At 68.2% G+C, this 24,472-nt stretch carries 22 protein-coding genes; 12 read left to right on the top strand and 10 right to left on the bottom strand.

Going from position 1 to position 24,472, the window contains the following annotated elements:
- Positions 1–426: 426 nt before the first annotated feature.
- Positions 427–1,260, bottom strand: a complete 834-nt coding sequence (locus SZ55_RS21685) for a metal-dependent hydrolase (RefSeq protein WP_044411490.1) — start codon at positions 1,258–1,260, stop codon at positions 427–429.
- Positions 1,261–1,383: 123 nt separating this feature from the next.
- On the opposite strand from SZ55_RS21685, the gene SZ55_RS21680 reads away from it, so the two are divergent.
- The 6 genes from SZ55_RS21680 (at position 1,384) to SZ55_RS21655 (ending at position 10,356) form a co-directional block, all read left to right on the top strand.
- On the top strand, positions 1,384–2,403 hold the full coding sequence (locus SZ55_RS21680; RefSeq protein WP_044411487.1) for an AraC family transcriptional regulator: 1,020 nt from the start codon (positions 1,384–1,386) through the stop codon (positions 2,401–2,403).
- A 45-nt stretch (positions 2,404–2,448) separates the two neighbouring features.
- Positions 2,449–3,090: an MBL fold metallo-hydrolase gene (locus SZ55_RS21675; protein WP_044411483.1), complete on the top strand. Its 642-nt coding sequence runs from the start codon at positions 2,449–2,451 to the stop codon at positions 3,088–3,090.
- An 82-nt stretch (positions 3,091–3,172) separates the two neighbouring features.
- Positions 3,173–3,871 carry an OmpA family protein gene (locus tag SZ55_RS21670; RefSeq protein WP_044411480.1) on the top strand — a complete coding sequence of 233 codons (699 nt, stop codon included), beginning with the start codon at positions 3,173–3,175 and terminating at the stop codon, positions 3,869–3,871.
- Between the two features lie 278 nt (positions 3,872–4,149).
- Positions 4,150–7,860 carry a response regulator gene (locus tag SZ55_RS21665; protein WP_044411477.1) on the top strand — a complete coding sequence of 1,237 codons (3,711 nt, stop codon included), beginning with the start codon at positions 4,150–4,152 and terminating at the stop codon, positions 7,858–7,860.
- Entirely contained in the window at positions 7,841–9,976 is a 2,136-nt protein-coding gene (locus tag SZ55_RS21660; protein ID WP_044411474.1) for a putative bifunctional diguanylate cyclase/phosphodiesterase, read from the top strand. The genes SZ55_RS21665 and SZ55_RS21660 overlap by 20 nt, the downstream gene beginning before the upstream one ends.
- Positions 9,977–10,044: 68 nt before the next feature.
- A complete protein-coding gene (locus SZ55_RS21655; protein WP_044411471.1) occupies positions 10,045–10,356 on the top strand; it encodes an EthD family reductase in 312 nt (103 codons plus the stop codon).
- Positions 10,357–10,413: 57 nt separating this feature from the next.
- Here SZ55_RS21655 and SZ55_RS21650 read toward each other — a convergent pair whose 3' ends face one another.
- The 4 genes from SZ55_RS21650 to SZ55_RS21635 form a co-directional block, all read right to left on the bottom strand.
- Positions 10,414–11,322, bottom strand: coding sequence for an acyltransferase (locus SZ55_RS21650; RefSeq protein ID WP_044411469.1), 909 nt, complete (start codon positions 11,320–11,322; stop codon positions 10,414–10,416).
- A gap of 179 nt (positions 11,323–11,501) precedes the next feature.
- The gene (gene pta, locus SZ55_RS21645) at positions 11,502–13,589 is read right to left on the bottom strand and encodes a phosphate acetyltransferase (RefSeq protein ID WP_044411467.1); all 2,088 of its coding nucleotides are present in this window, start codon (positions 13,587–13,589) and stop codon (positions 11,502–11,504) included.
- Between the two features lie 8 nt (positions 13,590–13,597).
- Positions 13,598–14,782 (bottom strand): acetate kinase, encoded by a 1,185-nt coding sequence (locus SZ55_RS21640; protein WP_044411466.1) that lies wholly within the window; start codon positions 14,780–14,782, stop codon positions 13,598–13,600.
- Positions 14,783–14,798: 16 nt separating this feature from the next.
- A complete protein-coding gene (locus tag SZ55_RS21635) occupies positions 14,799–15,122 on the bottom strand; it encodes a DUF3565 domain-containing protein (protein ID WP_074970991.1) in 324 nt (107 codons plus the stop codon).
- Between SZ55_RS21635 and SZ55_RS21630 the strand changes: the two genes are divergently transcribed.
- The 5 genes from SZ55_RS21630 (at position 15,091) to SZ55_RS21610 (ending at position 19,722) form a co-directional block, all read left to right on the top strand.
- A complete protein-coding gene (locus SZ55_RS21630) occupies positions 15,091–15,576 on the top strand; it encodes an FKBP-type peptidyl-prolyl cis-trans isomerase (RefSeq protein ID WP_044411461.1) in 486 nt (161 codons plus the stop codon). The genes SZ55_RS21635 and SZ55_RS21630 overlap by 32 nt on opposite strands.
- 128 nt (positions 15,577–15,704) lie before the next feature.
- The gene (locus SZ55_RS21625) at positions 15,705–16,187 is read left to right on the top strand and encodes a glutathione peroxidase (protein ID WP_044411458.1); all 483 of its coding nucleotides are present in this window, start codon (positions 15,705–15,707) and stop codon (positions 16,185–16,187) included.
- Between the two features lie 245 nt (positions 16,188–16,432).
- Positions 16,433–17,023 carry a TetR/AcrR family transcriptional regulator gene (locus SZ55_RS21620; RefSeq protein WP_177329740.1) on the top strand — a complete coding sequence of 197 codons (591 nt, stop codon included), beginning with the start codon at positions 16,433–16,435 and terminating at the stop codon, positions 17,021–17,023.
- A 59-nt stretch (positions 17,024–17,082) separates the two neighbouring features.
- Positions 17,083–18,192 (top strand): NADH:flavin oxidoreductase, encoded by a 1,110-nt coding sequence (locus tag SZ55_RS21615; protein ID WP_044411452.1) that lies wholly within the window; start codon positions 17,083–17,085, stop codon positions 18,190–18,192.
- Between the two features lie 570 nt (positions 18,193–18,762).
- Positions 18,763–19,722: a DegV family protein gene (locus SZ55_RS21610; protein WP_044411449.1), complete on the top strand. Its 960-nt coding sequence runs from the start codon at positions 18,763–18,765 to the stop codon at positions 19,720–19,722.
- 4 nt (positions 19,723–19,726) lie between these two features.
- On the opposite strand, the gene SZ55_RS21605 is transcribed toward SZ55_RS21610, so the two are convergent.
- Both SZ55_RS21605 and cysZ read right to left on the bottom strand, forming a co-directional pair.
- The gene (locus SZ55_RS21605) at positions 19,727–20,917 is read right to left on the bottom strand and encodes a glycosyltransferase family 4 protein (protein ID WP_044411447.1); all 1,191 of its coding nucleotides are present in this window, start codon (positions 20,915–20,917) and stop codon (positions 19,727–19,729) included.
- Between the two features lie 101 nt (positions 20,918–21,018).
- A complete protein-coding gene (gene cysZ, locus SZ55_RS21600) occupies positions 21,019–21,765 on the bottom strand; it encodes a sulfate transporter CysZ (RefSeq protein ID WP_044411444.1) in 747 nt (248 codons plus the stop codon).
- 265 nt (positions 21,766–22,030) lie between these two features.
- Between cysZ and trxB the strand changes: the two genes are divergently transcribed.
- Entirely contained in the window at positions 22,031–22,978 is a 948-nt protein-coding gene (trxB, locus tag SZ55_RS21595; protein ID WP_044411443.1) for a thioredoxin-disulfide reductase, read from the top strand.
- Positions 22,979–22,985: 7 nt separating this feature from the next.
- Here trxB and SZ55_RS21590 read toward each other — a convergent pair whose 3' ends face one another.
- From SZ55_RS21590 to SZ55_RS21580, 3 genes are all read right to left on the bottom strand, one after another.
- Positions 22,986–23,588: a putative glycolipid-binding domain-containing protein gene (locus SZ55_RS21590; protein ID WP_044411440.1), complete on the bottom strand. Its 603-nt coding sequence runs from the start codon at positions 23,586–23,588 to the stop codon at positions 22,986–22,988.
- A gap of 162 nt (positions 23,589–23,750) precedes the next feature.
- A complete protein-coding gene (locus SZ55_RS21585; protein WP_044411437.1) occupies positions 23,751–24,092 on the bottom strand; it encodes a HopJ type III effector protein in 342 nt (113 codons plus the stop codon).
- Entirely contained in the window at positions 24,089–24,382 is a 294-nt protein-coding gene (locus SZ55_RS21580) for a DUF1244 domain-containing protein (protein WP_044411434.1), read from the bottom strand. Before SZ55_RS21580 ends, SZ55_RS21585 begins: the two co-directional genes overlap by 4 nt.
- Positions 24,383–24,472: the final 90 nt, after the last annotated feature.

Genomic DNA, 24,472 nt, shown 5'->3' with positions numbered 1-24,472 from the left:
GGATTCTCCTCTCGATCCGTTCAGACGCGATCATCACTGCACCCGGCCCAACCTTGTGAATGCGAGCTCAAGGCTCTGGATACCGTTCGGGCTGTTCGAGTGAGTGTGGAGGGGCGGAGCACTATCTACGTTGCAGGCTCGCGGCCTAAGGGTGGGCACGGCTTCCTATCCCTCCCCCGATGATCAGTCGGGGACTATGCCCCTGGGGTGGGGCAGTAGTCGAGATACAAGGGTGGGCTTCAGCCCACCGCTCTTTGCAACTCTCAACGACTGTCCCGTTTCCGTTTCACCCTCTTGTGCTCAGGGCTGCCGGGGGACGGCGCCGTAACATCTGGAGAAATGCGGTGGGCTGAAGCCCATCCTACGGGGTCTGCAGCCGGAAACGACAACGGCCCCGAAGGGCCGTTGCGCATCACTGACGGCGGATCAGGCCGCTGCGGGCAGCCCGTCGAACTCTTCCCGGGTCTTGTACATCAGGTCCCGGTTGTCGTGGATCCAGGGGTGGAAGCCTTTCTTGAAGAAGTCCATGTACGCCGGGATCAACTGGCGGAACATGCCGTTCCTGCCCCACATCCAGCTCAGGCCATCGCGCCAGACACGCCAGTTCCACAGCAGGCCGTCGCGCTTGAGCATGTGGATCAGCCCGCGGTGGGTGTCGAGCATGAAGAAGAAGGTGCCCATGATCATCGCCCGGCGCAGCAGCTTGCGGCTGCCGCAGACCTGGTTGTAGACGTCGAAGGCCACCGCCTTGTGCTCCGTCTCCTCCAGGGCGTGCCAGCGCCACAGGCGGGCCAGGGTCGGGTGGGCGCCGGCGATGTGCTCGGGGTGCTTGAGCAGGGCGTCGGCCATGATCGCGGTGATGTGCTCCAGGGCGGCCGTGGCGGCCAGTTGCCGGCGCGGCGAGAACTTCTTCTGGGTGTAGCGGATGCGCGCCTGGGCGCGGCGCTCGATGCGCCCCACGTCGTAACCCAGGTCGCGCAGGCGGGCGCTGTATTCCAGGTGTTCGCGGCTGTGGTGGCCTTCCTGGCCGATGAAGCCACGGATCTGCTCCTTCAGCACCGGGTCGGTGATCTCGTCGCGGAAGTGCCGCACCGAATCGATGAAGAAGCGTTCGCCATCGGGAAAGAGCACCGACATGGCGTCGAACAGGTGGGTCTTGAAGGCATCGCCGCTGTGCCAGTGGCGGGGCATCGGATTGGGCAGGTCGAAATCCATGTGACGCGGGCGGATTACCAATCCTTCTGGGGTCGTGCTGGTCATGGGGACTCCCTGAGTCGGTTCAAACCACGTCCGCACTCTCGCTTGCGGGGTCTTGTCGGACAAGGTTATCTTCTGCCAATCGTCAGGTCATATCTGGCCAAGGCCGACCCACAAGAAGAACCCATGAAACAGCCGCTGACCTTCTCCGCCGAGCTCGTTCCGGTTGCCTACGCCGAAGCCCTGCTGAGCCTGGCCGAAGAGCTGGGCGTCACCCGCGAGGCGCTGTTCAGCGCGGCCCGTGTGCGCCCGGAAGTGCTGCAGAGCCCCAACGCACGGCTCTCCTTCGTCGACTTCAACCTGCTGGCCACCGCCGCCCTGGTGCAGTGCAACGAGCCGGCCCTGGGCCTGGTGCTGGGCCAGCGGCTGAACGTCTCCACCCACGGCATCCTCGGTTACGCGGTGCTTTCCAGCGCCAACCTCGGGCGGGCGCTGCAGTTCGCCATGAAGTACTACCGGGTGCTGGGCCTGGCCTATGAGCTGGAGCTGGTGGAGCAGGGCGACTGCCTGCGGCTGGAGGCCACCGAGTCCTTCCCCATGGGGCCGCTGGGGCGTTTTGCCGGCGAGGGCCTGCTGACCAGCTTCTGCACCATCGCCCGCTTCCTCGTCGCCGAGCCGCTGCTGGGGCTGCAGGTGGGCTTCGCCCACCCCGCGCCGGATTACGCCGAGCGCTACGAAGCGGTGTTCGGCGCGCCGGTGACCTTCGACCAGCCCTGCCACTGGATGACCCTGCCCACGCACTACCTCGACCGCCCCATGGCCCTGGCCAACCCGGCCACGGTGCAGATGTGCGAGCAGCAGTGCGAGGCCATCCTCGCCACCCTCGACGTTCAGGACGCCCTGCTGACCCGCGTGCGCCGCCTGCTGCTCACCCGCCCCGGCGACTTCCCCGACCTGGACAGCGCCGCCCGTGCCCTGCACACCAGTGGCCGCAGCCTGCGCCGGCACCTGGCGGCCATGGGCACCAGCTACCAGCAGGTGCTCGACGAAGTGCGCAAGGGCCTGGCCCTGCAGTACCTCACCACCACCCACCTGCCGCTGTTCGAGATCGCCGCGCTGCTGGGGTTCAGCGATCCCTCGAACTTCCGCCGCGCCTTCCGCAAATGGACGGGCAGGCTGCCGAGCGATTATCGTGCCGACCCTTGATCGACCCGCACCAAGCGCCGCAGAGCGCCGCCCCGGAGATGCCCGATGAACCCGTCCACCGCCCTGATCCGCGAAACCTTCCCCGTCGGCCCGTTGCAGTGCAACTGCACCCTGATCGGCGACCCTGTCAGCAAGAAGGCCATCGTCGTCGACCCGGGCGGCAACCATGAGCAGATCCTCGCCCGCCTGGAGGCCCATGGCCTGAAGCTGGTCAGCATCATCCACACCCACGCGCACCTGGATCACTTCCTCGCCTCCGGCGAGCTGAAGAAGGCCACCGGCGCCACCCTGCACCTGCACAAGGAAGACCAGTTCCTCTGGGACAACCTGGAGATGCAGTGCCGCATGTTCGGCGTGCCCTACAAGCCGGTGCCGGCCCCGGACCAGTGGCTGGCCGACGACGAGGAGCTGGCCTGTGGCTGTGGCGTGGCGCTGCACACGCCCGGACACACCCCCGGCTCCATGAGCTTCTGGTTCCCCGAGGCCAAGCTGCTGATCGCCGGCGACACGCTGTTCCGCCGGGGCATCGGCCGCACCGACCTGTGGGGCGGTGACTACGCCACCATCGAGCGCTCCATCAAGGGGCGGCTCTACACCCTGGACGAAGAGGCCACCGTGGTCACCGGCCATGGCCCCGACACCCGGCTGGGCGACGAAATGCGCGAAAACCCGTTCGTCCGGGCCTGAGCTACGGAATTTCCGCGAGGGGCCATGCTCTAACGTGGTTGGCAGTCCATCCGGTTGCCTGTCACACAGGAGTAGAGAGTCCATGTTCACCACGCGTCGCCTGATCGTCGCGGCCCTTGCCGTGGCCACCTTGTCAGGCTGTGCTTCGCAGAACCCCTATGAGAACCAGGGCCAGGCGCCCCGCCAGGGCATGAGCAAGACCGCCACCTATGGCGGCCTGGGCGCCCTGGCCGGTGCCGTCGCCGGTGCCGCCATCAGCCACAACAACCGGGGCAAGGGCGCGCTGATCGGCGCCGCGGTCGCCGGTGCGGCGGGCGCAGGTTACGGCTACTACGTCGACAAGCAGGAAGCGGAGCTGCGTCGCAGCATGGAAGGCACGGGCGTACAGGTTCAGCGCCAGGGCGACAGCATCAACCTGGTGATGCCCGGCAACATCACTTTCGCCACCAACTCGGCGGACATCGCCAGCAATTTCTATGGCCCGTTGAACAACCTCGCCTCGTCGTTCAAGCAGTACAACCAGAACAACATCGAGATCGTCGGCCACACCGACAGCACCGGCAGCCACCAGTACAACGTCAACCTGTCCCAGCTGCGCGCCCAGAGCGTGGCCAACTACCTGGTGGCCCAGGGCGTCGAACCGGGTCGGTTGTCTTCCCGTGGCATGGGGCCGGACCAGCCGGTCGCCAGCAACGCCACCGAAGCCGGCCGCTCGCAGAACCGTCGGGTGGAAATCAAGCTGACCCCCATCCCCGGTGCCCAGGCACCCCAGCAGTACTGATCCCCCTCCGGGCCTGATCCAGGCCCCCCACTTCATGGCCTCGCGCACCCGCCCGGGATGGCGCCGCCGGGGCCTGAAGTGTCTATCCCCGCGTTTTTACCCGCCCTTTCGGCCCCGTCTTTCGTCCCCTGCTTGCCGTCCGTCGTCTCATTGCTGGCACGGGGCTAGTGCGCCGAATCCTGACTAGACTGCCGACAGGTGACCGCGAATCAATGCTGATCAGCAGCGACTCCCCCTGATTTTTCCCCCTGCGTGTCGCCACAAGGACAGGAGCATGCATGGACGACCGTCCTCGGATTCCCGACAGGAAACCCTGGCTGCCCGTGGCGGCCGCGATGGTCCTGCTGGTAGCGCTGGGAGCCCTGGTGGTCTGGCAATGGCAGGCCCAGCGGGCTCGCTATGAGGCCGAGAACCAGCAGCGCTTCGACATGGAGGTCGACGAGGTGGCCCAGCGCATCAGCGACCGGATGCGCGCCTATGAAGTGGTGCTGCGCGGCATGTCCGGGCTGCTGGCCGGCAGCGACGAAGTGTCCGCCGACGAGTGGGCGCGGGCCGTGGACCAGCTCCAGTTGCAGGACCGCTACCCCGGCATCCAGGCACTCGGCTGGAGCCGCTACCTGGATCCGGGCGACCTGCCGGCCTACCCGGGTGAGGAAGAGGGGCGCGCCGATGCCCGTCTGTTCCCTCCTGGCGAACGTGAGCGCTACCTGGTCATCACCTACATCAGCCCGCTGGACTGGCGGAACAAGCGTGCCCTGGGCTTCGACATGCTCAGCGAGCCGATGCGCCGGCAGGCCGTGCAGGCCGCCATCGACAGCGGCGAGGCCCGGCTGACTGGCCCCATCGTCCTGCGCCAGGACGAGGACAATTCGCCCCTCAAGGGGCTGGTGCTGTTCATGCCGGTGTATGGCCGCGATGCACCGGCCACCGCAACCGAGCGCCGCGAAGCGTTCATCGGCACCGTCTACGGCGCCTTCCGTGTCCAGGACCTGATGGCCGGTATCCTCGGGGCGCAGGCCCGGCTGTTCGACATCGAGCTGGCGGACCTCCAGTACCCCGACCAACCCCTGCTGGACCCGCCCGACGCTGCCGAGCCTGCGCGCTATCAAGACCGCCGGGAGCTGCGCCTGTTCGGCCGTGACTGGCAGTTGCAGGTCACTGGCACAGCGGCCTACGCCAGCCTGCAAAGTGATGGCGGACTGCGCTTCACCCTGGTTGCCGGGTTGTCGGCCGCGTTGCTGTTATCCCTGCTGGTCGGGGCTTACCTGTACCTGCGCGAGCGCGAACTGCTGGCCAGCAGCAAGTCCGCCGCCCTGCTGCAGGAGCGCGAAGCACACCTTCGTGCCCTGGTGGCGCGGTTGCCGGTGGCCACGCTGCTGTGCGAAGGCGACGGGCGCATCGAGCTGGCCAACGACAGCGCCGGGGAGTTGCTGGGTTGCGACTCCGAGTGGCTGGTGGGGCAGCACGCCCTGCGCTTCCTGCCGGGTGCCAGCGGGCTTGAGGCCCTGGCTTTCGAGAGCGACCACGCGTCGATCAGCGAGTACGAGGCGCGCTGTGACGACGGCCGGCGCACACCGGTGGCTCTGCGCCTGACCCGTATCGACCGCGCCGATGGCCCCCGCTACCTGATCAACCTGCTCGACCTGCAGGCCCGTCGCAGTGCCGAGGAGCGCTTCCGGCTGGTGGTCGAGGCTTCGCCCAACGCCATCCTGCTGGTGGACACCGGCGGGCGTATCGCCATGGTCAACCGCCAGGTGGAGCAGATGTTCGGCTACAGCCGCCAGGAGCTGCTGGGCGAGCGGGTCGAGCGCCTGCTGCCGGTGGCCCTGCGCGAGGCCCACGTGGGCCTGCGCCAGGGCTTCCAGGCCAAACCCGAACCCCGGCGCATGGGCGGTAACCGCGAGCTGTTCGGCCAGCACCGGGACGGCCACATGATCCCGCTGGAGGTGGGCCTTTCGCCGATCCGCAGCGACAGCGAGACCTGGGTCCAGGCCGTGGTGATCGACATCACCGAGCGCCGCGTCGCCGAGCAGCGCCTGCGGGAGCAGGCCGAGCAACTGATGCTCGCCAACCGCTACAAGTCCGAGTTCCTCGCCAACATGTCCCACGAGCTGCGCACGCCGCTCAACAGCATCCTCATCCTCAGTGACCAGCTGCGCCAGAACGCCGCCGGCAACCTCACCGACAAGCAGTCGCGCCATGCCGATATCATCCACCGGGCCGGCAGTGACCTGCTGCAACTGATCAACGACGTGCTCGACCTGGCCAAGGTGGAAGCCGGGCGCATGCAGCTCAAGCTGGAGCCGCTCAACGTCCAGGACATGCTGGTGGAGCTGGATGCCAGCCTGCGCCCGATGGCCGAGCTGAAGGGCTTGCAGCTGGTGAGCCGGGTCGACCCGGGGGTGCCTCGGGTCATCCACAGCGACCGGGTGCGCCTGCACCAGATCCTGCGCAACCTGTTGTCCAACGCCCTCAAGTTCACCGACCAGGGCGAGGTGGAACTGTCCGTTTCGGTGGACGCCCAGGACCTCGGCCCCGGCCGCGAGATGCTGCGCTTCAGCGTGCGCGACACCGGCATCGGCATCGACCCCGAGCAGCACGAGCGGGTCTTCCAGGCCTTCCAGCAGATCGACGGATCCACCAGCCGGCGCTTCGGGGGCACCGGCCTGGGGCTGGCCATCACCCGCCAACTGGTGCTCGCCCTGGACGGGCAGATCAGCCTGCGCAGCCGCCTGGGCGAAGGCGCCTGCTTCACGGTCTGCCTGCCGGTGGCCGTGGGGTCGCTGGAGCCGGAGGTGGAGCTGACCGAGCCGTTGCGCAGCGGCGAGGGGCCGCCGGTGCTGATCGTCGAGGACGATGCCGGCTTCGCTGCGGTGATCGCCGAAGCGGCTCAGGGCCATGGCTTCTCCACGGTGCTGTGCAGCAACGGTCGCCAGGCAGTGGCGCTGCTGCAGGAGGAGCGCTATGCGGCGATCATCCTCGACATCCTCCTGCCCGACCTCAGTGGTTGGCAGATCTACCGGCGCCTGCGCGGGCTGCCCAATCACCGGGGCACGCCGGTGCACATCATCTCCTGCGTGCCGCAGCCGCCGGACTGGAACGACAGCGACACCCGCTACCTGGTCAAGCCCATCGGTCGCACCGAGCTGGAGCAGGTATTCGGCGGGCTTGGCGAGCCCGACGCGCAAGGCCACCGGATACTGCTGGTGGAAGACGTGGAGGTGGAGCGCGACCACTACCGCGAGCACCTGCAGCAACTGGGCTTCGAGGTGGTGGCGGTGGGCACTGCGGAGCAGGCCATCGTCGCCTACGAGGCGAACAGTTTCGCAGCCATAGTGGTGGACCTGAACCTGCCGGATCTGGACGGCTTCGAGCTGCTCGACCGGCTGGATGCCCGCCGCTCCCTGCGGAACGTGCGCGTGGTGGTGAACACCGGGCTCGATGTCGGCCAGCAGCACCTGCAGCGTCTGCGGCGCTACTCGGCGACGCTGGTGCCCAAGTCCGCCACCGACCCGGCCGCCCTTGGCGAGGCGGTGCAGGGCTTTCTCGACAGCCTGCACACGCAGCCGTCAACCCATGGGCATTCCGCCCTGGAGGGCGCGCGGGTGCTGCTGGTGGACGACGACGTGCGCAATATCTACGCCCTGACTGCCGTGCTGGACGAAGCTGGCCTACGGGTCACTCCGGCGCGCGATGGCATGGAAGCCATCGCCTGTTTCCAGCGCGAACCCTTCGACCTGATTCTCATGGACATGGCGATGCCCAATATGGACGGATACACCGCGACACGGACGCTGAAAGAGGAACACGCTTGCCACATCCCGGTCATAGCCCTGACGGCTCACGCCATGAAGGGCGACCGGGAAAAGTGCATCACCGCCGGTGCCGACGACTACCTGGCCAAGCCGGTGAATCGCCAGGAACTGCTGGACATGCTGGAACGCTGGCTCGAAGCCGCCGGAGGTCGCCATGACGCAGCCCTTGCCTAAGCTCAAGGCCCCCGAGAGCATCCTCCTGGTGGTGGACGACCGCCCGGAGAACCTCGCCGCCATGGAGGCGGTGCTCGACGACTCCACCTGGGACGTGCGCACCGTCGACTCCGGCGAGGCGGCCCTGCAGGTGCTGCTGGAGGAGCAGGTGGGCCTGGTCCTGCTGGACGTGCAGATGCCCGGCATGGATGGCTTCGAGGTGGCCCGGCTGATGCGCGGCAGCCCGCATACCCGCTACACGCCGATCATCTTCATCTCCGCCATCGCCCACACCCAGGAAGCGGTGCTGCGCGGCTACGCCACCGGCGCGGTGGACTTCATCCTCAAGCCGTTCGACCCGCAGGTGCTGCGCCACAAGGTGCAGGCGCTGCTGGACCACGAGCGCAACCGCCGCGACCTGCTGCAACTCACCCAGCAACTGGACAGTGCCCGGGCGTTCAACGCCTCGGTGCTGGAGAACGCCGCCGAGGGCATCCTGGTGGTGGGCGAAGACGGGGTGATCAGCTTCGCCAACCCGGCCATGGCGCTGATGCTCCAGGGCACCGTCAGCGACCTGGAAGGCCGCGAGTTCCTCAGCCTGATCGCCGCCCCCGAATACGCCGGCGACTGGCGCCTGTCGGACTTCTATCGGCACTGGAAGCGCGGCGAACCCTACCGCCTGCACGACGCCGCGCTGAAGACCCAGGCCGGCGGCAGCTTGCCGGTGGCGCTGTCCTGCGCGCCGTTGCCTAGGGCCCAGCGCTCGATGGTGGTGATCGGCCTCGACATGTCGGCGGTGCGCCAGCTGCACGCCCAGCTGGAGGCCCAGGCCATCACCGATTCGCTCACCGGGCTGCTCAACCGGCGCGGCTTCTACCAGGCGCTGGAGTCGGCCCTGGCGCGGGTGGAGCGCAACGGCAAGCGCATGGCGGTGCTGTACCTGGACCTGGATGGCTTCAAGCGCATCAACGACTCCCTCGGCCACGACGCCGGTGACCAGGTGCTGCGCCGCGTGGGCGAGCAACTGAAGACCTGCATGCGCCCCTACGACATCCTCGCGCGCATGGGGGGCGACGAGTTCACCGCGCTGATCGACTCCCTCGACCACCCGGAAGATGCGGCCCGGGTGGCGGAGAAGCTCATCGAGCTGGTTTCGGTGCGCTACCGGGTGGACGGCATCGACGTCACCCTCGGTGCCAGCGTGGGCATCGCCTGCTTCCCCGAGTGCGGGCAGACGGTGGACGGCCTGCTGCGCGCCGCCGACATCGCCATGTACGAGGCCAAGCGCGCCGGACGCCAGCAGTACCGCTTCTTCTCGCCGGAGATGAATGGCCGCGCGCGCTCGCGGCTGATGCTGGAGGAGAGCCTGCGCAACGCCATCGAGCAGGACGACTTCGTGCTGGTCTACCAGCCCCAGGTGTACCTCGCCACCGGGCGCCTGCGGGGCTTCGAGGCGCTGCTGCGCTGGGAGCACCGGGTGGCCGGAACGGTTGCGCCCAATGTGTTCATCCCGCTGCTGGAGGAGACCCGGCTGATCAACCGCCTGGGGGACTGGATCTTCCAGCAGGGGGTCAGCCAGGGGCTGAAATGGCGCGAGCGCTTCGGCGAGGACCTGGTCATCAGCCTCAACGTCAGTCCGGTGCAGTTCGGCATGCCGCACCTGGTGGAGGACCTGCGCCGGGCGCTGGAGCAGCGCGGCCTGCGCCCTTCGCAGATCGAGGTGGAGGTGACCGAGAGCGCGTTGATGCAGGACCTGGACATCACCCGCGAGCAACTTCGCCAGTTGCGCGAACTGGGGGTACGGGTGGCCATCGACGACTTCGGCACCGGCTACTCCTCGCTGGCGTACCTGCGCCACTTCGAGCTGGACACCCTGAAGATCGACCGGCTGTTCATCGCCAACATGCTGGAGTCGCCCCGTGATGCGGCGGTGGTCGCCACCATCATCGACCTGGGCCGCCACCTGGGCCTGGAGGTGATCGCCGAAGGAGTGGAGACGGCGGCACAGCGCGACTGGCTGATCGAGCACGGTTGCTCGGTGATGCAGGGCTTCCTGGTGGCGCCCGGCCTGCCGGTGGCCAAGGCGGGCGAATTCCCGCTGCAGCTCGACTGGCAGGCGTTCGACGCCGCGCGGTAAAGCCGGCGAAGGCGGCCTACACTTGCGCCGACGGCGCGTGAGGTCGCCGCATTCGCAAGGAGCATCCTATGTATTGCCTGTTCGTCGCCTACCCCAACAACGAGGGTGGCACCTTCGATTTCACCTACTACCTGGAGAAGCACATCCCCCTGGTGCGCGAGCTGCTGGGGGACAACCTGGTCAAGGTGGAGGTCCAGAAGGGCCTGGCCTCCGGAGACGGTTCGGCGGCGCCGTTCCTGTGTACCGCGCACATCTGGATCCGCTCCATCGACACCCTCCAGGCCACCCTGCGCAAGCATGGCCAGGCCATCAACGACGACATCCCGCGCTACACCAGCATTGCCCCGCTGCTGCAGGTGAACGAGGTGCTGGGCGACTGAGGCTGTCGGCTCCTGAATGACGAAGCCCGCCGATTGGCGGGCTTCTGCGTCCTGGGGTCAGGAACGGGGCGGGTGGCTCTGGTGCAGCGCCGCCAACTCGGCGTCCTTGCGCTCCCACAGCTGGTTGACCCAGAGCTGGAAGTCCTTGCGGTAGGCCTCGTCCTGGTCATAGCTGCGGCCGAGGAAGCCGGCGGGGATCGGCAGCGCCTCGATGCGCACCACCACCTCGCCGACCTGGCCGGCCATCAGCGCCCAGAAGCTCGGGTTGCCGCCGGGGTAGTGGATGGTGATGTTCAGCAGTGCCTCCAGTTGATCGCCCATGGCGTCCAGCACGAAGGCCACGCCGCCGGCCTTGGGCTTGAGCAGGTAGCGGAAGGGCGAGGCCTGCTGGGCGTGCTTGGCCGGGGTGAAGCGGGTGCCTTCGAGGAAGTTGAAGATGCCCACCGGGTTGTGGCGGAACTTGTCGCAGGTGCGGCGGGTGGTTTCCAGGTCCTTGCCTTTCTTCTCCGGGTGCTTGGCCAGGTAGGCCTTGGAGTAGCGCTTCATGAAGGGGAAATCCAGCGCCCACCAGCACAGGCCGATCACCGGGACCCAGATCAGCTCCTGCTTGAGGAAGAACTTCAGCGGGCGGATGCGCCGGTTGAATACGTACTGCAGCACCAGGATGTCCACCCAGCTCTGGTGGTTGCTGGTGACCAGGTAGGAGTGCTGGTAGTCCAGCCCTTCCATGCCCTGCACGTCCCAGCGGGTGCGGCGGACCAGGTTCATCCAGGTCTTGTTGCAGCTCACCCAGGACTCGTGGATGAAGCTCACCAGCGGGTTCAGCGCCTGGCGCACCGCCTGGAACGGGAGCAGCAGCCGCAGCAGGGTGATGGCGAACAGCGGCCAGCACCAGAACAGGGTGTTGAGGGCGAGCAGCAGGGAGGCGAGGACGCCGCGCAGGGGCGCGGGAAGGAAGCTGAGCATGGGAACCTCGTGTCTGGGCGGTCTGTGCCGCCCTGTTCGGTGGACGCCGTGCCGGTGGGCGGCCCGTTGGTGGCCAAGGTTAACGGTTGTTCACTGGACTGCAAGCGCGAAGGGTGACCGGTCGGTCGCGGCGGTTTCGCCGCTGCCCGGCCCCCTCCCGGCGGGAGGGGGCACGCGGCTCAGGCGTCGGGTCTGGCGGTGGCGGCCTGGATGGCGGTGAGGGCGATGGTGTAGACGATGTCGTCCACCAGTGCCCCACGGGACAGGTCGTTCACCGGCTTGCGCAAGCCCTGCAGCATGGGGCCGACGCTGACCACCTGGGCGCTGCGCTGCACCGCCTTGTAGGTGGTGTTGCCGGTGTTCAGGTCGGGGAACACGAACACCGTGGCGCGCCCGGCTACGGCGCTGCCCGGCGCCTTCTGCCGGCCGACGCTGTCGATGGCGGCGGCGTCGTACTGCAGCGGGCCGTCGATGGACAGGTCGGGCCGCGCGGCCTTGGCCAGGCGGGTCGCCTCGCGCACCTTCTCGACGTCTTCGCCGGTGCCGGAGTCGCCGGTGGAGTAGCTGATCATCGCCACCCGTGGGTCGATGCCGAAGGCGGCGGCGGAGGCGGCGCTCTGCACGGCGATCTCGGCCAGCTCCTCGGCGCTGGGGTCGGGGTTCACCGCGCAGTCGCCGTAGACCACCACCTGTTCCGGCAGGAGCATGAAGAACACCGAGGACACCAGCTTGTAGCCGGGGGCGGTCTTGATCAGCTGCAGGGCCGGGCGGATGGTGTTGGCGGTGGTGTGCACGGCGCCGGACACCAGGCCGTCCACTTCGTCCAGGGCCAGCATCATGGTGCCCAGCACCACGTTGTCTTCCAGTTGCGCGGCAGCCATCGGTGCGTTCAGGCCCTTGCCCTGGCGCAGGGTCACCATGGGCTCGACGTAGCGCGGGCGCACCAGGTCCGGGTCGAGCACTTCCAGCCCTTCGGGCAGCACGATGCCCAGGGCGCGGGCCACGGCCTGCACGTCCTCGGGCTTGGCCAGCAGCACGCAGCGGGCGATGCCGCGCGCCTGGCAGATGGCGGCGGCCTGCACGGTGCGCGGTTCGGCCCCTTCCGGCAGGACGATGCGCTTGCCCGCCTGCTGGGCGCGCTTGACCAGTTGGTGGCGGAACGCCGGTGGCGACAGGTGCGGCACGCGCGGGGTGCCGCAGCGCTCGCGCAGCCAGTCGTGGTCGAGGAAGCGGGCGATGAACTCGGTGACCTTCTCCGCACGTTCGCGGTCGTCCACCGGGATCTCGCGGTTCATGCGGTTGAGGTCGGTGGCGGTGCCGTAGGTGCCGCTGGCCACGCTGAGCACCGGCAGGCCGCCCTGCAGCGCGCCCTGGCACAGCTCCATGATGCGCGGGTCGGGCGGGAAGTCGCTGCACAGCAGCAGGCCGGCCAGGGGCACACCATTCATGGCGGCGAGGCTGGCGGCGAGGATGATGTCGTCGCGGTCGCCCGGGGTCACCACCAGCACGCCGGGTTTGAGCAGCGGTAAGGTGTTGGGCACGGTGCGCGCGCAGAGGATGATCTTCTGCACCCGGCGCTGGTCGTAGTCGCCGGCGTTGATCACCCGCGCGCCCAGCAGGTCGGCCACGTCGCGGGTGCGCGGGGCGTTCAGCTCCTCTTCCCAGGGGATGCAGCCGAGCAGGCGGAAGTGCTTGGCGCGCAGCAGGGCGGTGTTGTCCTGCAACTGCGGGCCGAGGGTGTCGTCGCGCACCTTGTTGAGGATCACGCCGAGCACCTTGGGATCGTCCGGGCCGCCGAAGAGCTGGGCCTGGATCTCCAGGCGGTCGGCCAGCTCGGTGACCGTCTCGTCCTCCGGCGCGGAGACCAGGATCACCTCGGCGTCCAGGCTGCGTGCCAGGTGGGCGTTGACCCGCGCCGCGTAGCTGGCGTGGCGGGTCGGCACCATGCCTTCGACGATGACCACGTCGCGGTCCTCGGCCACCTGCTGGTAGCGGCCGACGATCTCTTCCAGCAGCTCGTCCAGCTGACCGTCGCCGAGCAGGCGTTCGACCTGGGCCAGTTCCATCGCCTTGGGCGGGGTCAGGCCGTGGGTGCGGGCGATGAGTTCGCTGGAGCGTTCCGGGCCGAGGTCGCCGGGGTGGGGCTGGGCGATGGGTTTGTAGAAGCCGACCTTGAGGCCGGCCAGTTCCAGGGCGCGGACCAGGCCGAGGCTGATGGAGGTCAGGCCGACACCGAAGCCGGTGGGGGCGATGAAGAAGGTATGCATGGGGCGCCTCAGTTGAGCAGGGCGAGGGTGTCGAGGGCGATCTGCCGCTCCTCGTTGGTGGGGACGACGAGGATGCGGGTCCGTCCGTAGCGGTGGATGGGCCCGGCGATGCCCTGCACGCAGCGGGCATTGGCCTCCTGGTCGATGGCCAGGTCCAGCAGTTGCAGGTGGGCCACGGTCTTGCTGCGGATCAGCGGCGAGTTCTCGCCGATGCCGCCGGTGAAGATCAGCCCGTCCAACTGGGGCAGGGCGCAGCTCATGGCCGCCAGGCTCTTGGCCAGGCGGTAGCAGAACACCTCGATGGCCAGGGTGGCGCCGGGGTGGCCCTGGCTGCGGGCCTGCTCCAGGGTGCGCATGTCGTTGGAAAGCCCGGAGAGGCCCTTGAGGCCGCTCTCGTGGTTCAGCACACGGGTCACTTCGTCCAGGCTCCAGCCCAGGGTACGGGCCAGGTGGCTGTGCAGGTTGGGGTCGATGTCGCCGCTGCGGGTGCCCATCACCGTGCCCTCCAGGGGCGTCAGGCCCATGCTGGTGTCGCGGCTCTGGCCGTTGACGATGGCGCAGGTGGAGCAGCCGTTGCCCAGGTGCGCCGACAGCCAGCTGCTGTCGCCGATGGACAACCCGGCGATCTCCGCCGCGCGGTGGCTGACGTAGCGGTGGCTGGTGCCGTGGAAGCCGTAGCGGCGCACGCCGTGGTCGCGATAGAGCGACTCGGGCAGGGCGTAGCGGTAGGCGTGTTCGGGCAGGCTCTGGTGGTAGGCGGTGTCGAACACCGCCACCTGGGGCAGTTGCGGGTAGACGCTCATGGCGGCTTCGATCCCCTGCAGCGCCGCCGGGTTGTGCAGCGGTGCCAGGGGCGAGATGGCGCGGATGGTGGCGAGCACGTCGGCATCCAGCCGCCGCGCCGAGGTGAAGCGCTCGCCGCCGTGCACCACGCGGTGGCCGATGCCGTGGAGCTTGCCGCCGGTGACGGCCTGCACCAGTGGCAGCAACTGGGCGAGGGCGGCGCGGTAGTCGCCGTTGGGCAGCATCAGGCTGTCCTTCTCGCCGCCGCGCTGCCAGCGCAGCTCGGCCTCCGGCGTGCCCAGGCGGTCGGCGATGCCGCGCAGGGGGAACTGCGAATGGGCCTCGCTGACCAGGGCGAACTTGATCGACGCACTGCCACAGTTGATCACCAGGATATTGCGTGCGGGCATCTCGCCTCCTTGTCGGTTAGTCCTTGTCCTCGGTGTCCTGCTCCCTGGCGCACCAGCCACAGGCAAAGGGCTGGCCGAGGTGCGCCTCGCGCTGCCGTGGGTCCAGGACCCAGGCCCGCGACTGCCACGGCGGCTGATGGCGCAGATGCTGGGTGTGCCCGCAGGAAAGCAGGGCCACCCAGTGGCCGTCCTCGTCCTGGCGGAAACCCAGCAAACGCGAGCCCCGTCCGTCAATCGGCGGGTCGCCATCGGCCGGTTTGGCAGTTAGACTTGCCACCTTTCCACTCTTATCCAAAAGGTCTCGCACCATGCTGATCGCCGCCAACAAGGCAGTCTCCATCGACTATACCCTGACCAACGACGCCGGTGAGGTGATCGACAGCTCCCGTGGCGGCGCGCCGCTGGTCTACCTGCACGGTGCGGGCAACATCATCATCGGCCTGGAGCGTGCCCTCGAAGGCAAGCAGGCCGGCGACGAAGTGAAAGTGGCCATCGAGCCCGAAGACGCCTACGGCGAATACAGCGCCGAGCTGGTCGCCACCCTGAGCCGCGCCATGTTCGAAGGCGTGGACGAGCTGGAAGTCGGCATGCAGTTCCACGCCTCCGCTCCGGACGGCGGCATGCAGATCGTCACCATCCGCGACATCGACGGCGACGACGTGACTGTCGACGGCAACCACCCGCTGGCCGGCCAGCGCCTGAACTTCGAAGTGAAGGTGGTCAACGTGCGTGAAGCCAACGCTGAAGAGATCGCCCACGGTCACATCCACGGCGAAGGTGGTCACCACCACTGAGTGATGACAGGCGATCTGCGGCGCGCGGCGACGCGGATCGGCTGCTAAGCTCAAGTTCACCGGAAAGGCGCCCTCGGGCGCCTTTTTCGTCTCTCGTGCAAACCCGCGTCGATCCAGGAGTCTGTGAGATGAGTGCCTTCCACGACCTCAAGCTGCGTGCCCTCGACGGCCAGGAACTGCCGCTTGCTCCCTACAAGGGGAAGGTGGTGCTGGTGGTCAACGTTGCTTCTCGCTGTGGCCTGACGCCGCAGTACGCCGGGCTGGAGAAACTGCACCAGCAGTTCCAGGACCGGGGCTTCAGCGTACTGGGTGTCCCCTGCAACCAGTTCGCCGCCCAGGAGCCGGGCAGCGAGGACGAGATCCGCGAGTTCTGCACCCTGAACTACGGCGTGACCTTCCCGCTCGGCAGCAAGATGGACGTCAACGGCGCCAGCCGTCACCCGCTCTACCGCCTGCTGGCCGGTGAAGGGGCCGAGTTCCCCGGCGACATCACCTGGAACTTCGAGAAGTTCCTGGTGGGCAAGGACGGCCGCGTGCTCGCCCGCTTCTCGCCCCGCACCACCCCCGAAGACCCCGCCCTGGTGGCGGCCATCGAGAAAGCGCTGGGCTGACGCTTCTTTCCCCTCTTTCATGGCGGGGCCTTGTAGGGTGGATGGCGCTCTTCCCATCCACCAAACGAGGTGGCTGGGGAGTCCAGTGGTGTAGCCGACTGGCGACTGAAGTCGCCCCTACAAGGTGCAAGGGATATCCCGCGCAGGCCATTACCTCGGAGTAAGCCGCGCGGGCTTTCTGACCCCAAATCACCCTGATCAATAGTGCTGTGCCGAGCGAGACGACCGGTCATATGCTCGCCGCCATGAACAGCATCCGACTCGACAAGCGTGACCTCATCCTCGCCAAGGGCACCCAGGTGATGACCCGTGCCGGCTACCACGGCACCGGTGTGCAGGAGATCGTCCAGGCCGCTGGCATCCCCAAGGGCTCGTTCTACCACTACTTCGCCAGCAAGGAAGACTTCGCCCTCCAGGCCTTGGACTACCTGTACCAGCCGCGCCTCGAGCGCTATGCCCAGGCCCTGTCCGACCCGGCGAAGAGCCCGTGCCAGCGGGTGCTCGACTACTACGGTGAACTGGTCAGCCACTTCACCCGCCACGAGAAGCTGGAATACCACTGCTTCATCGGCAGCCTGAGCTTCGAGATGGCCGAACTCTCGCCGGCCATCGGCGCTCAGGTGGACGCCATCCTGCAGCGCTCGGCGGACATCCTCCAGGCTTGCCTGGAAGAGGCCCAGCGTGCCGGCGAGCTCACGGCCGACGAAGACTGCGCCAACCTCGCCGGCTTCATCGCCAACGCCTGGCAGGGCGTGCTCACCCGCCTCAAGGTCGGTGCCGGCGCCCGGCCGCTGTTCGATTTCATGACCCGCCTGCAGCGCCTGCTGCGGGTGTGACCCCCTAAAAAGCCCATTAACGAGACGACCGGTCACTTGGCCGGAATCAGGAGACCCCGATGACCGCATCCGTAGACGCCCTGTTCGCCCCCTTCCGCCTCGGCGCCCTGGAGCTGCCGACCCGCGTGGTGATGGCGCCCATGACCCGCTCCTTCTCCCCGGGTGGCGTGCCCACCGAGCAGGTGGTCGAGTACTACCGCCGCCGCGCTGCGGCCGGTGTCGGCCTGATCGTCACCGAAGGCACCACCATCGGCCACCAGGCCGCCAACGGTTACCCCCACGTTCCGCGCTTCTACGGCGAGGACGCCCTGGCCGGCTGGAAGCAGGTGGTCGATGCCGTGCACGCCGAAGGCGGCAAGATCGTCCCGCAGCTGTGGCACGTCGGTAACGTCCGCCGCCTGGGCACCGAGCCGGACGCCAGCGTCCCTGGCTACGGCCCCAGCGAGAAGCTCAAGGACGGCCAGGTGGTGGTCCACGGCATGACCCAGCAGGACATCGACGAGGTCGTCGCCGCCTACGCCCAGGCTGCCCGTGACGCCAAGGCCATCGGCATGGACGGCGTGGAGCTGCACGGCGCCCACGGCTACCTGATCGACCAGTTCTTCTGGGAAGGCACCAACCAGCGCACCGACGACTACGGCGGCAGCCTGGCCAACCGCTCGCGCTTCGCCATCGAAGTGATCAAGGCCGTGCGCGAGGCCGTCGGCCCCGACTACCCGATCATCTTCCGCTTCTCCCAGTGGAAGCAGCAGGACTACACCGCCCGCCTGGTGCAGACCCCCGAAGAGCTGGAAGGCTTCCTCAAGCCGCTGTCCGAGGCCGGCGTGGACATCTTCCACTGCTCCACACGCCGCTTCTGGGAGCCGGAGTTCGAAGGCTCCGACCTCAACCTGGCCGGCTGGACCCGCAAGCTCACCGGCAAGCCCACCATCACCGTCGGCAGCGTCGGCCTGGATGGCGAGTTCCTGCAGTTCATGGTCAAGACCGACAAGGTCGCCCAGCCGGCCAACATCGAAGGCCTGCTGGAGCGCCTGAACAAGCAGGAGTTCGACCTGGTGGCCGTGGGCCGCGCCCTGCTGGTGGACCCGGACTGGGCGACCAAGGTCCGCGAAGGCCGCATGCAGGACATCCTGCCGTTCAGCCGCGACGCCCTGACCAGCCTGGTCTGAGCACGACCCCCGGTGCGCCGGCCTGGCCGGCGCACCCATTTCCAGCCCCGTCTCGTGCGGGGCTTTTTTGTGGCTACGGTTTTTGCAACTCGCCGGCGCCGAACGCTCTGAAGCAGCAAGTCATGAGCGCACTCGGTGGTCGTGCTTGCCAAGAGGGTGAGGCAGGGAAACTGCCCCTTCAGGAGGCCGAGCGCAGTCGTTGCGTAGGGGGACGAGCGGCATGGATGCCGCGAGAGGCGCGTCAGGCCATGGATGGCCCATCGCGCCGGCCCCCGTAGCAGCGACGGAGCGAGGGAAGTCCCGCGCAGCGGGACCCGAATGGCGGGGCGAGCCTTTTTGGTTTCTTTTTTGGCGATTGAAAAAAGAAACTCGCCTGGGAAGGCGAAACAGGGAACATCCGCAGAACTCGATAATCAGCTTGGTCCCCCAAATAGTGGGCTTAGGGCACGGCCTTCGACAGGCCACCCTCACCACAAACCCTCAATCGGTTGGGCTGACTTGCCCCGGGCGAAGGCGCATGGTCCGGGCACCACAACAAGCGGCCGGTCCACCGGCCCTAGGAGTCGTCCCATGCGCACCGGATTGGTGGTGGATGCCACCTGCGATCTGCCTCAGACCTTCATCGCGGAGCGGGGCATCCGCGTTCTGCCCATCCGTATCCGCCTCGGCCAGGACACCCTGGTGGACCGCCGCATTCCCGAGGTCACCGGGCGTTTCTACGTCGACCAGTTGCCCCGGGTCGGCCCTGGCGACGGCAGCGAGCCGCTGAGCGCTGCGGAAACCCAGGCCTGGTTCCTCGAAGAGCTGGTGACCCAGTACGACCACGTCATCTGCCTGACCCTTTCCGCCCAGCGCAGCGCCATCTTCGAGCACGCCACCCAGGCCTCCTTCGGCCTGCTGCAGTGTTACCGCGAGCGGCGCAGCGCGGCCGGGCTGACCACGCCGTTCGCCATGCGGGTGATCGACGGCCGCACGCTGTTCGCCGGCAGCGCGGTGCTGGCCGCCGAGGCCGTGCGGCTGATCGCCGGGGGCGGACACCCCAGTGCGGTGCGGGCGCGGCTGGAGCAGCTGGCCGAGTCGGTGTGCACCTTCCTCATCGCCGATGACCTCGGCCACCTGCGCAAGCGCGGCTTCCAGAAGGGCGAGCGCAGCGGCCTGCTGGACCGCATGCGCGGTGCGGCCCTGGGGATCGGTTCGCTGCTGGACGTGAAGCCGGTGATCAGCGTGCAGCAGGGCGAGGACAAGCCCGTGACCCTGGCGCCGAGCTTCGAGCGTGCGGCGGAGAAGCTGTTCGCCCACGCCTGCGCGCGGGTGATGGCGGGCGACCTGCTGGCGCCGCAGCTGTGCATCAGCTACGCCGGGGAACTGTCCCTGGTGCGCGACCTGCCGGGCTTCGCCGAGCTGGAGGCGGCCTGCCTCGCGCGGGATGTGGTGCTGCAGGTGGCGATGCTCAGCCCCACCGGCGCCATCAATCTGGGGCGTGGTGCCCTCAGCCTGGCGTTCGCCGCACCGGCCCGGCCGTTCGGCTGAGGCCTCAGGGCGAGGGTGGCTGCAGGCGGGCGTCGGCGGGCAGCGCCGCCTCGGCGGAGCCGACGCTGCGCAGGTGCTGCTCGAACTGCTGGACGATGCTGTCCCAGCCCTGGCGGCCGGCGTGCTGGCGGGCGTTGAGGCGTACCCGGCGCAGGGTCTCGTCGTCTTCCAGGAGCCAGCAGGCGGCGTCGCTGAAGGTGGCCGGCTCGTCGGGCACCGCCAGGGCGCCGTTGTGCCCATGGCGGATGTGCTGGGCTGCGGCGGCCTGGTCGAAGGCCACCACCGCCAGGCCCGAGGCCAGCGCCTCCAGCACCACGTTGCCGAAGGTCTCGGATTGGCTGGGGAAGAGGAACAGGTCGGCGCTGGCGTAGTGCCGGGCCAGTTCCTCGCCGCGCTGGATGCCGCAGAACAACGCCTCCGGCAGCTCGGCCTGCAAGGCGGTGCGCGACGGGCCGTCGCCCACCACGATGAGCTTCAGGCGGCGCTGGGGATGGGCCTTGCACAAGGCCTGGAAGGTGGGCGCCAGCAGCCGCAGGTTCTTCTCCGGGGCCAGGCGGCCGACGTGCAGCACGGCGATGTCGTCCGGCTCCAGCCCCCAGGCTTCCCGCAGGCCCTGGCAGCGCCGGGCCGGGGTGAACAGCTGGCCATCGACGCCGCGTGCCAGCAGGGCCAGGCGCTCGAAGCCGCGGCGGCGCAGCTCCTCGCTCTGGCTGGCGCTGGGCACCAGGGTCAGTTGCGAGGTGTTGTGGAACCAGCGCAGGTAGTTGGTCAGCAGGCGCGTCAGCAGGCCCACGCCGTAGTGGCCGGTGTACTGCTGGAAGTTGGTGTGGAAGCCGCTGATCACCGGCACCCCCAGGCGTCGCGCCGCACGCAGGGCGGACAGGCCCAGGGGGCCTTCGGTGGCGATGTAGAGCACGTCGGGGCGGCGTTGCTTCCAGCGCGTCAGCAGCTTGTGCAGGCTCGACTGGCCCCATTGCAGCCCCGGATAGCCGGGCAGCGGCCAGCCGCGCACCAGCAGCAGCTCGTCGCTGCTCTTCACACCCTGGTCCACGGCCTGGCGGGGGCGCACCAGCTGCAGCTGGTGCCCGCGTGCGCGCAGGCCCTCGCACAGCCGCGACAGGGTGTTGGCGACGCCGTTGATTTCCGGCAGGTAGGTTTCGCTGACGAGGGCGATTCGAAGGGCAGGCAGGCTCATGACTTGAGTGTCGACGCCCGCCGTTTAGCCCGTGTGAATTTTGCGTGACCGGCCGGTGACAGCCGGGGAGGGCGGCGCGGGTCCGGGCCCGCGCCGGTGCATCAGTGGGGCAGGGCCTTGTCGCCGCCTTCGCGCACCCAGAACAGGGTGGCGCCGGCGACGGCGGCGGGCATCATCACGATGTTGACGAAGGGGATCAGCAGCGCCAGGTACACCGAGCCACCGAAGCCCAGGCTCTGCCAGCGCTTCTCGCGCAGCCAGGCGAGCATCTCGTTCCAGCCCAGCTTGTGGTTGTCCGCCGGGTAGTCGATGTACTGCACGGCCATCATCCAGATGCCGAAGACGAACCACAGCGGCGTGCTCACCAGGTTCACCACGGGGATGAAGCTGAGGATCAGCAGGCCCGCCGCGCGGGGCAGGAAGTAGCCCAGCTTGCGCAGTTCGCGGCCGATGGTGCGCGGCACCATGGCCACCAGTTCGGCCCAGCTGAAGGGCGGGAAGTCGTCCTGGCCGCGCACCACCACTTCCACCTTCTCGGCGAGGAAGCCGTTGAAGGGCGCGGCGATGATGTTGGCGATCATGGTGAAGCTGAAGAACACCAGCAGCACCACCAGCGCCACGAACAGCGGCCAGATCAGGTATTCGAGGAAGCTCGCCCAGTCGGGCAGGCTGGGCATGAAGGCATCGACCCAGCCGCTGAATTCGCGCATGGCGAAGCCGATCAGGGCGATGAACAGCAGGAGGTTCAGGGTCAGCGGCAGCAGCACGAACAGGCGCAGGCCGGGACGGAGGATGAGTTTCAGGCCTTCGCCGAGGTATTGCGGGCCGGACAGGGCAGGGGCGGGCATCGGGCGCTCCATGAGGGGGGACTGGCGCGACCTTACCGGCTTTGCCGGGGCGGTAAAAGCGCTGGCGTCACACGCCCGCCAGGCGATAGGGGCGACCTATCGAGGGGATAAGCAATGCACATTTCCGTGGCCGGGGGCGCCGTCGGTAGCCTTGCCAGCATTTTCGGGGGCTCGCCGGCTCCCGCTGGTTCGCGAGGCCGCTGCATTCCCTAAGCCTTCCCCAAGTGCTCGCAGCGGCCTCTTTTTATTACCTGAGGTGTCCGCCATGTCCGTCACTCGCCACGCCCGCGTCATCATCCTCGGCTCCGGCCCCGCCGGTTACAGCGCGGCCGTCTATGCCGCCCGCGCCAACCTCAAACCCTTGCTGATCACTGGCATGCAGGCGGGCGGGCAACTGACCACCACCACCGAGGTGGACAACTGGCCGGGCGATGCCCACGGGCTCACCGGGCCGGCGCTGATGCAGCGCATGCAGGAACACGCCGAGCGCTTCGAGACGGAGATCGTCTTCGACCACATCAACGCCGTGGACCTGGCCGGCGAGCCTTTCACCCTGGTGGGGGACAGCGGCACCTACAGCTGCAACGCGCTGATCATCGCCACCGGTGCCAGCGCCCGTTACCTGGGGCTGCCCTCCGAGGAACGCTTCATGGGCAAGGGTGTGTCCGCCTGCGCCACCTGCGACGGCTTCTTCTACCGCAACCGTGAGGTGGCGGTGGTGGGCGGTGGCAACACGGCGGTGGAAGAGGCGCTGTACCTGGCCAACATCGCCAGCAAGGTGACCCTGGTGCACCGCCGGGAGACCTTCCGCGCCGAGAAGATCCTGCAGGACAAGCTCCGCGCACGCATCGCCGAGGGGCGCATCGTGCTCAAGCTCAATGCCGAGGTGGACGAGGTGCTGGGCGACGATATGGGCGTGACCGGCGTGCGCCTGCGCGGCCGCGACGGGCAGATGGACGAGCTGAAGGTGGATGGCCTGTTCGTCGCCATCGGCCACACGCCGAACACCTCGCTGTTCGAGGGCCAACTGGCCCTGCGCGACGGCTACGTTGTGGTCAACGGCGGGCGCGACGGCAATGCCACCGCCACCAGCGTGGCCGGGGTGTTCGCCGCCGGTGACGTGGCCGACTCGGTGTACCGCCAGGCCATCACCTCCGCCGGCGCCGGCTGCATGGCGGCGCTGGACGTGGAACGCTACCTCGACGCGCTCTGAGGGCGCGTCAGACCCAGGTGTTGATGGGCAGTTCGGCCAGGCGCAGGGTGCGGGCGTCCAGGCGCAGGAACTGCCCTTCGAGGCGGGTGGCCAGGCCCCGGTCGTCGAGGGTCAGTTCGCCGCCCGCGTCGCCTTCCTGTTCCCAGTGGTACCGGCTCAGCTGCGCATCGCGCTTCACGCAGCGGTAGCGCTGTGGGCGCGCCTGCACCGTCAGGGTGGGCAGGTCGATGTGCGCCACCTGGTGGGTGCGTTCTTCCCAGGTCTCCAGCGGCTTGCCCAGCAGGATCGGGCTGTGGGTGAAGGGGCTGGCGCCCAGCATCACCTGGTCGCAGGGCTCCAGGTCCGGGCAGGGCTGTCCGTCGAGGGTCCAGCGGCCGTCGTCGGTGCGCTGCAGGCGCAGGCTGCGGGGGCCGTGGTCGTCCACCTTCAGCCAGAGCTGGCGGAAGCGCCATTCGGGGTCGTAGTCCAGCACGTAGGTGGCGGCGAAACTGCTGCCGCCGCGGCTCTGCATGAGGTGGCTGCTGACGTGGACGCCGTCGGCATCACGGTGCAGGCGCAGGTGCTCCACGCCGGGGTGGGACCAGGGTTTCCAAACGAGGGTCTGTTGCATCCATGCGACTCCGAAACTGCACGGGAAGGGGAAACGCTCAACGGGGTGTATAGGCGTAGGACACCTTCCCTGGTGTTCCCGTTACGTCGCGCAGGATACGTTGTTCTTTTTGTGACGTATGTCAGCTTTCTCTGACAGATGAGTCGCGTGTAGAACGGTTTCTCAGGCCTTGCGCTTGAGCGGCTCGCCGTCGAAGCGAACGCCGTCCAGGCCACTCTTCATCAGCGCGCGGATGTTGCCGTGGTCACTGCCCTCGGGGGTGGCCAGCACGGCGCGGTAGTGCTCGCCGAACGCCAGCAGGGCTTCGTCGCGGCTCAGGCCTTCCAGCAGGGCCAGGCCCAGGGTCTTGCAGGAGCCCTCGTTCTGCCCGGCGGCGTTCTCCACGCCGCCGTTGACGAAGGCGCAGGGCTGGTAGTCGTAGCCGGCAGCGATGAAGGCCAGGGTGTCGGCGAAGAGGTGCTCGCCACTGGCCAGGCGGCCACGGAATGCATTCAGGTCGTTCATGCTTTGTTCGCTTTGTCGAAGGCCGCTTGCTGCTCGGCGCTGGCTTCTTTCTGGTACTTGGCCTTCCAGTCGGCATAGGGCATGCCGTAGATCTCTTCGCGGGCCTGCTCGGGGCTGACTTCGACGCCGATGTCGTCGGCGGCGGCCTTGTACCACTTGGACAGGCAGTTGCGGCAGAAGCCGGCGAGGTTCATCAGGTCGATGTTCTGCACATCGGTGCGGCTGCGCAGGTGCTGGACCAGCCGACGGAAGGCGGCGGCTTCGAGTTCGAGGCGCTGTTGCTCGTTCATCGGAGGACTCCTTGGGATCGGTGAGGAGGGCGCGGCGATGATAAGAGCCGCTCCCGGGGACGGCAATGCCCGGCGCGAGGCCGGGCAGCG

The organism is Pseudomonas sp. FeS53a, assembly GCF_000931385.1.
GTDB classification, from domain to species: Bacteria; Pseudomonadota; Gammaproteobacteria; order Pseudomonadales; family Pseudomonadaceae; genus Metapseudomonas; species Metapseudomonas otitidis.
The sequence above is the reverse complement of the archived record's forward strand: the minus strand, read 5'-3'. Positions and strand labels throughout refer to the sequence as shown.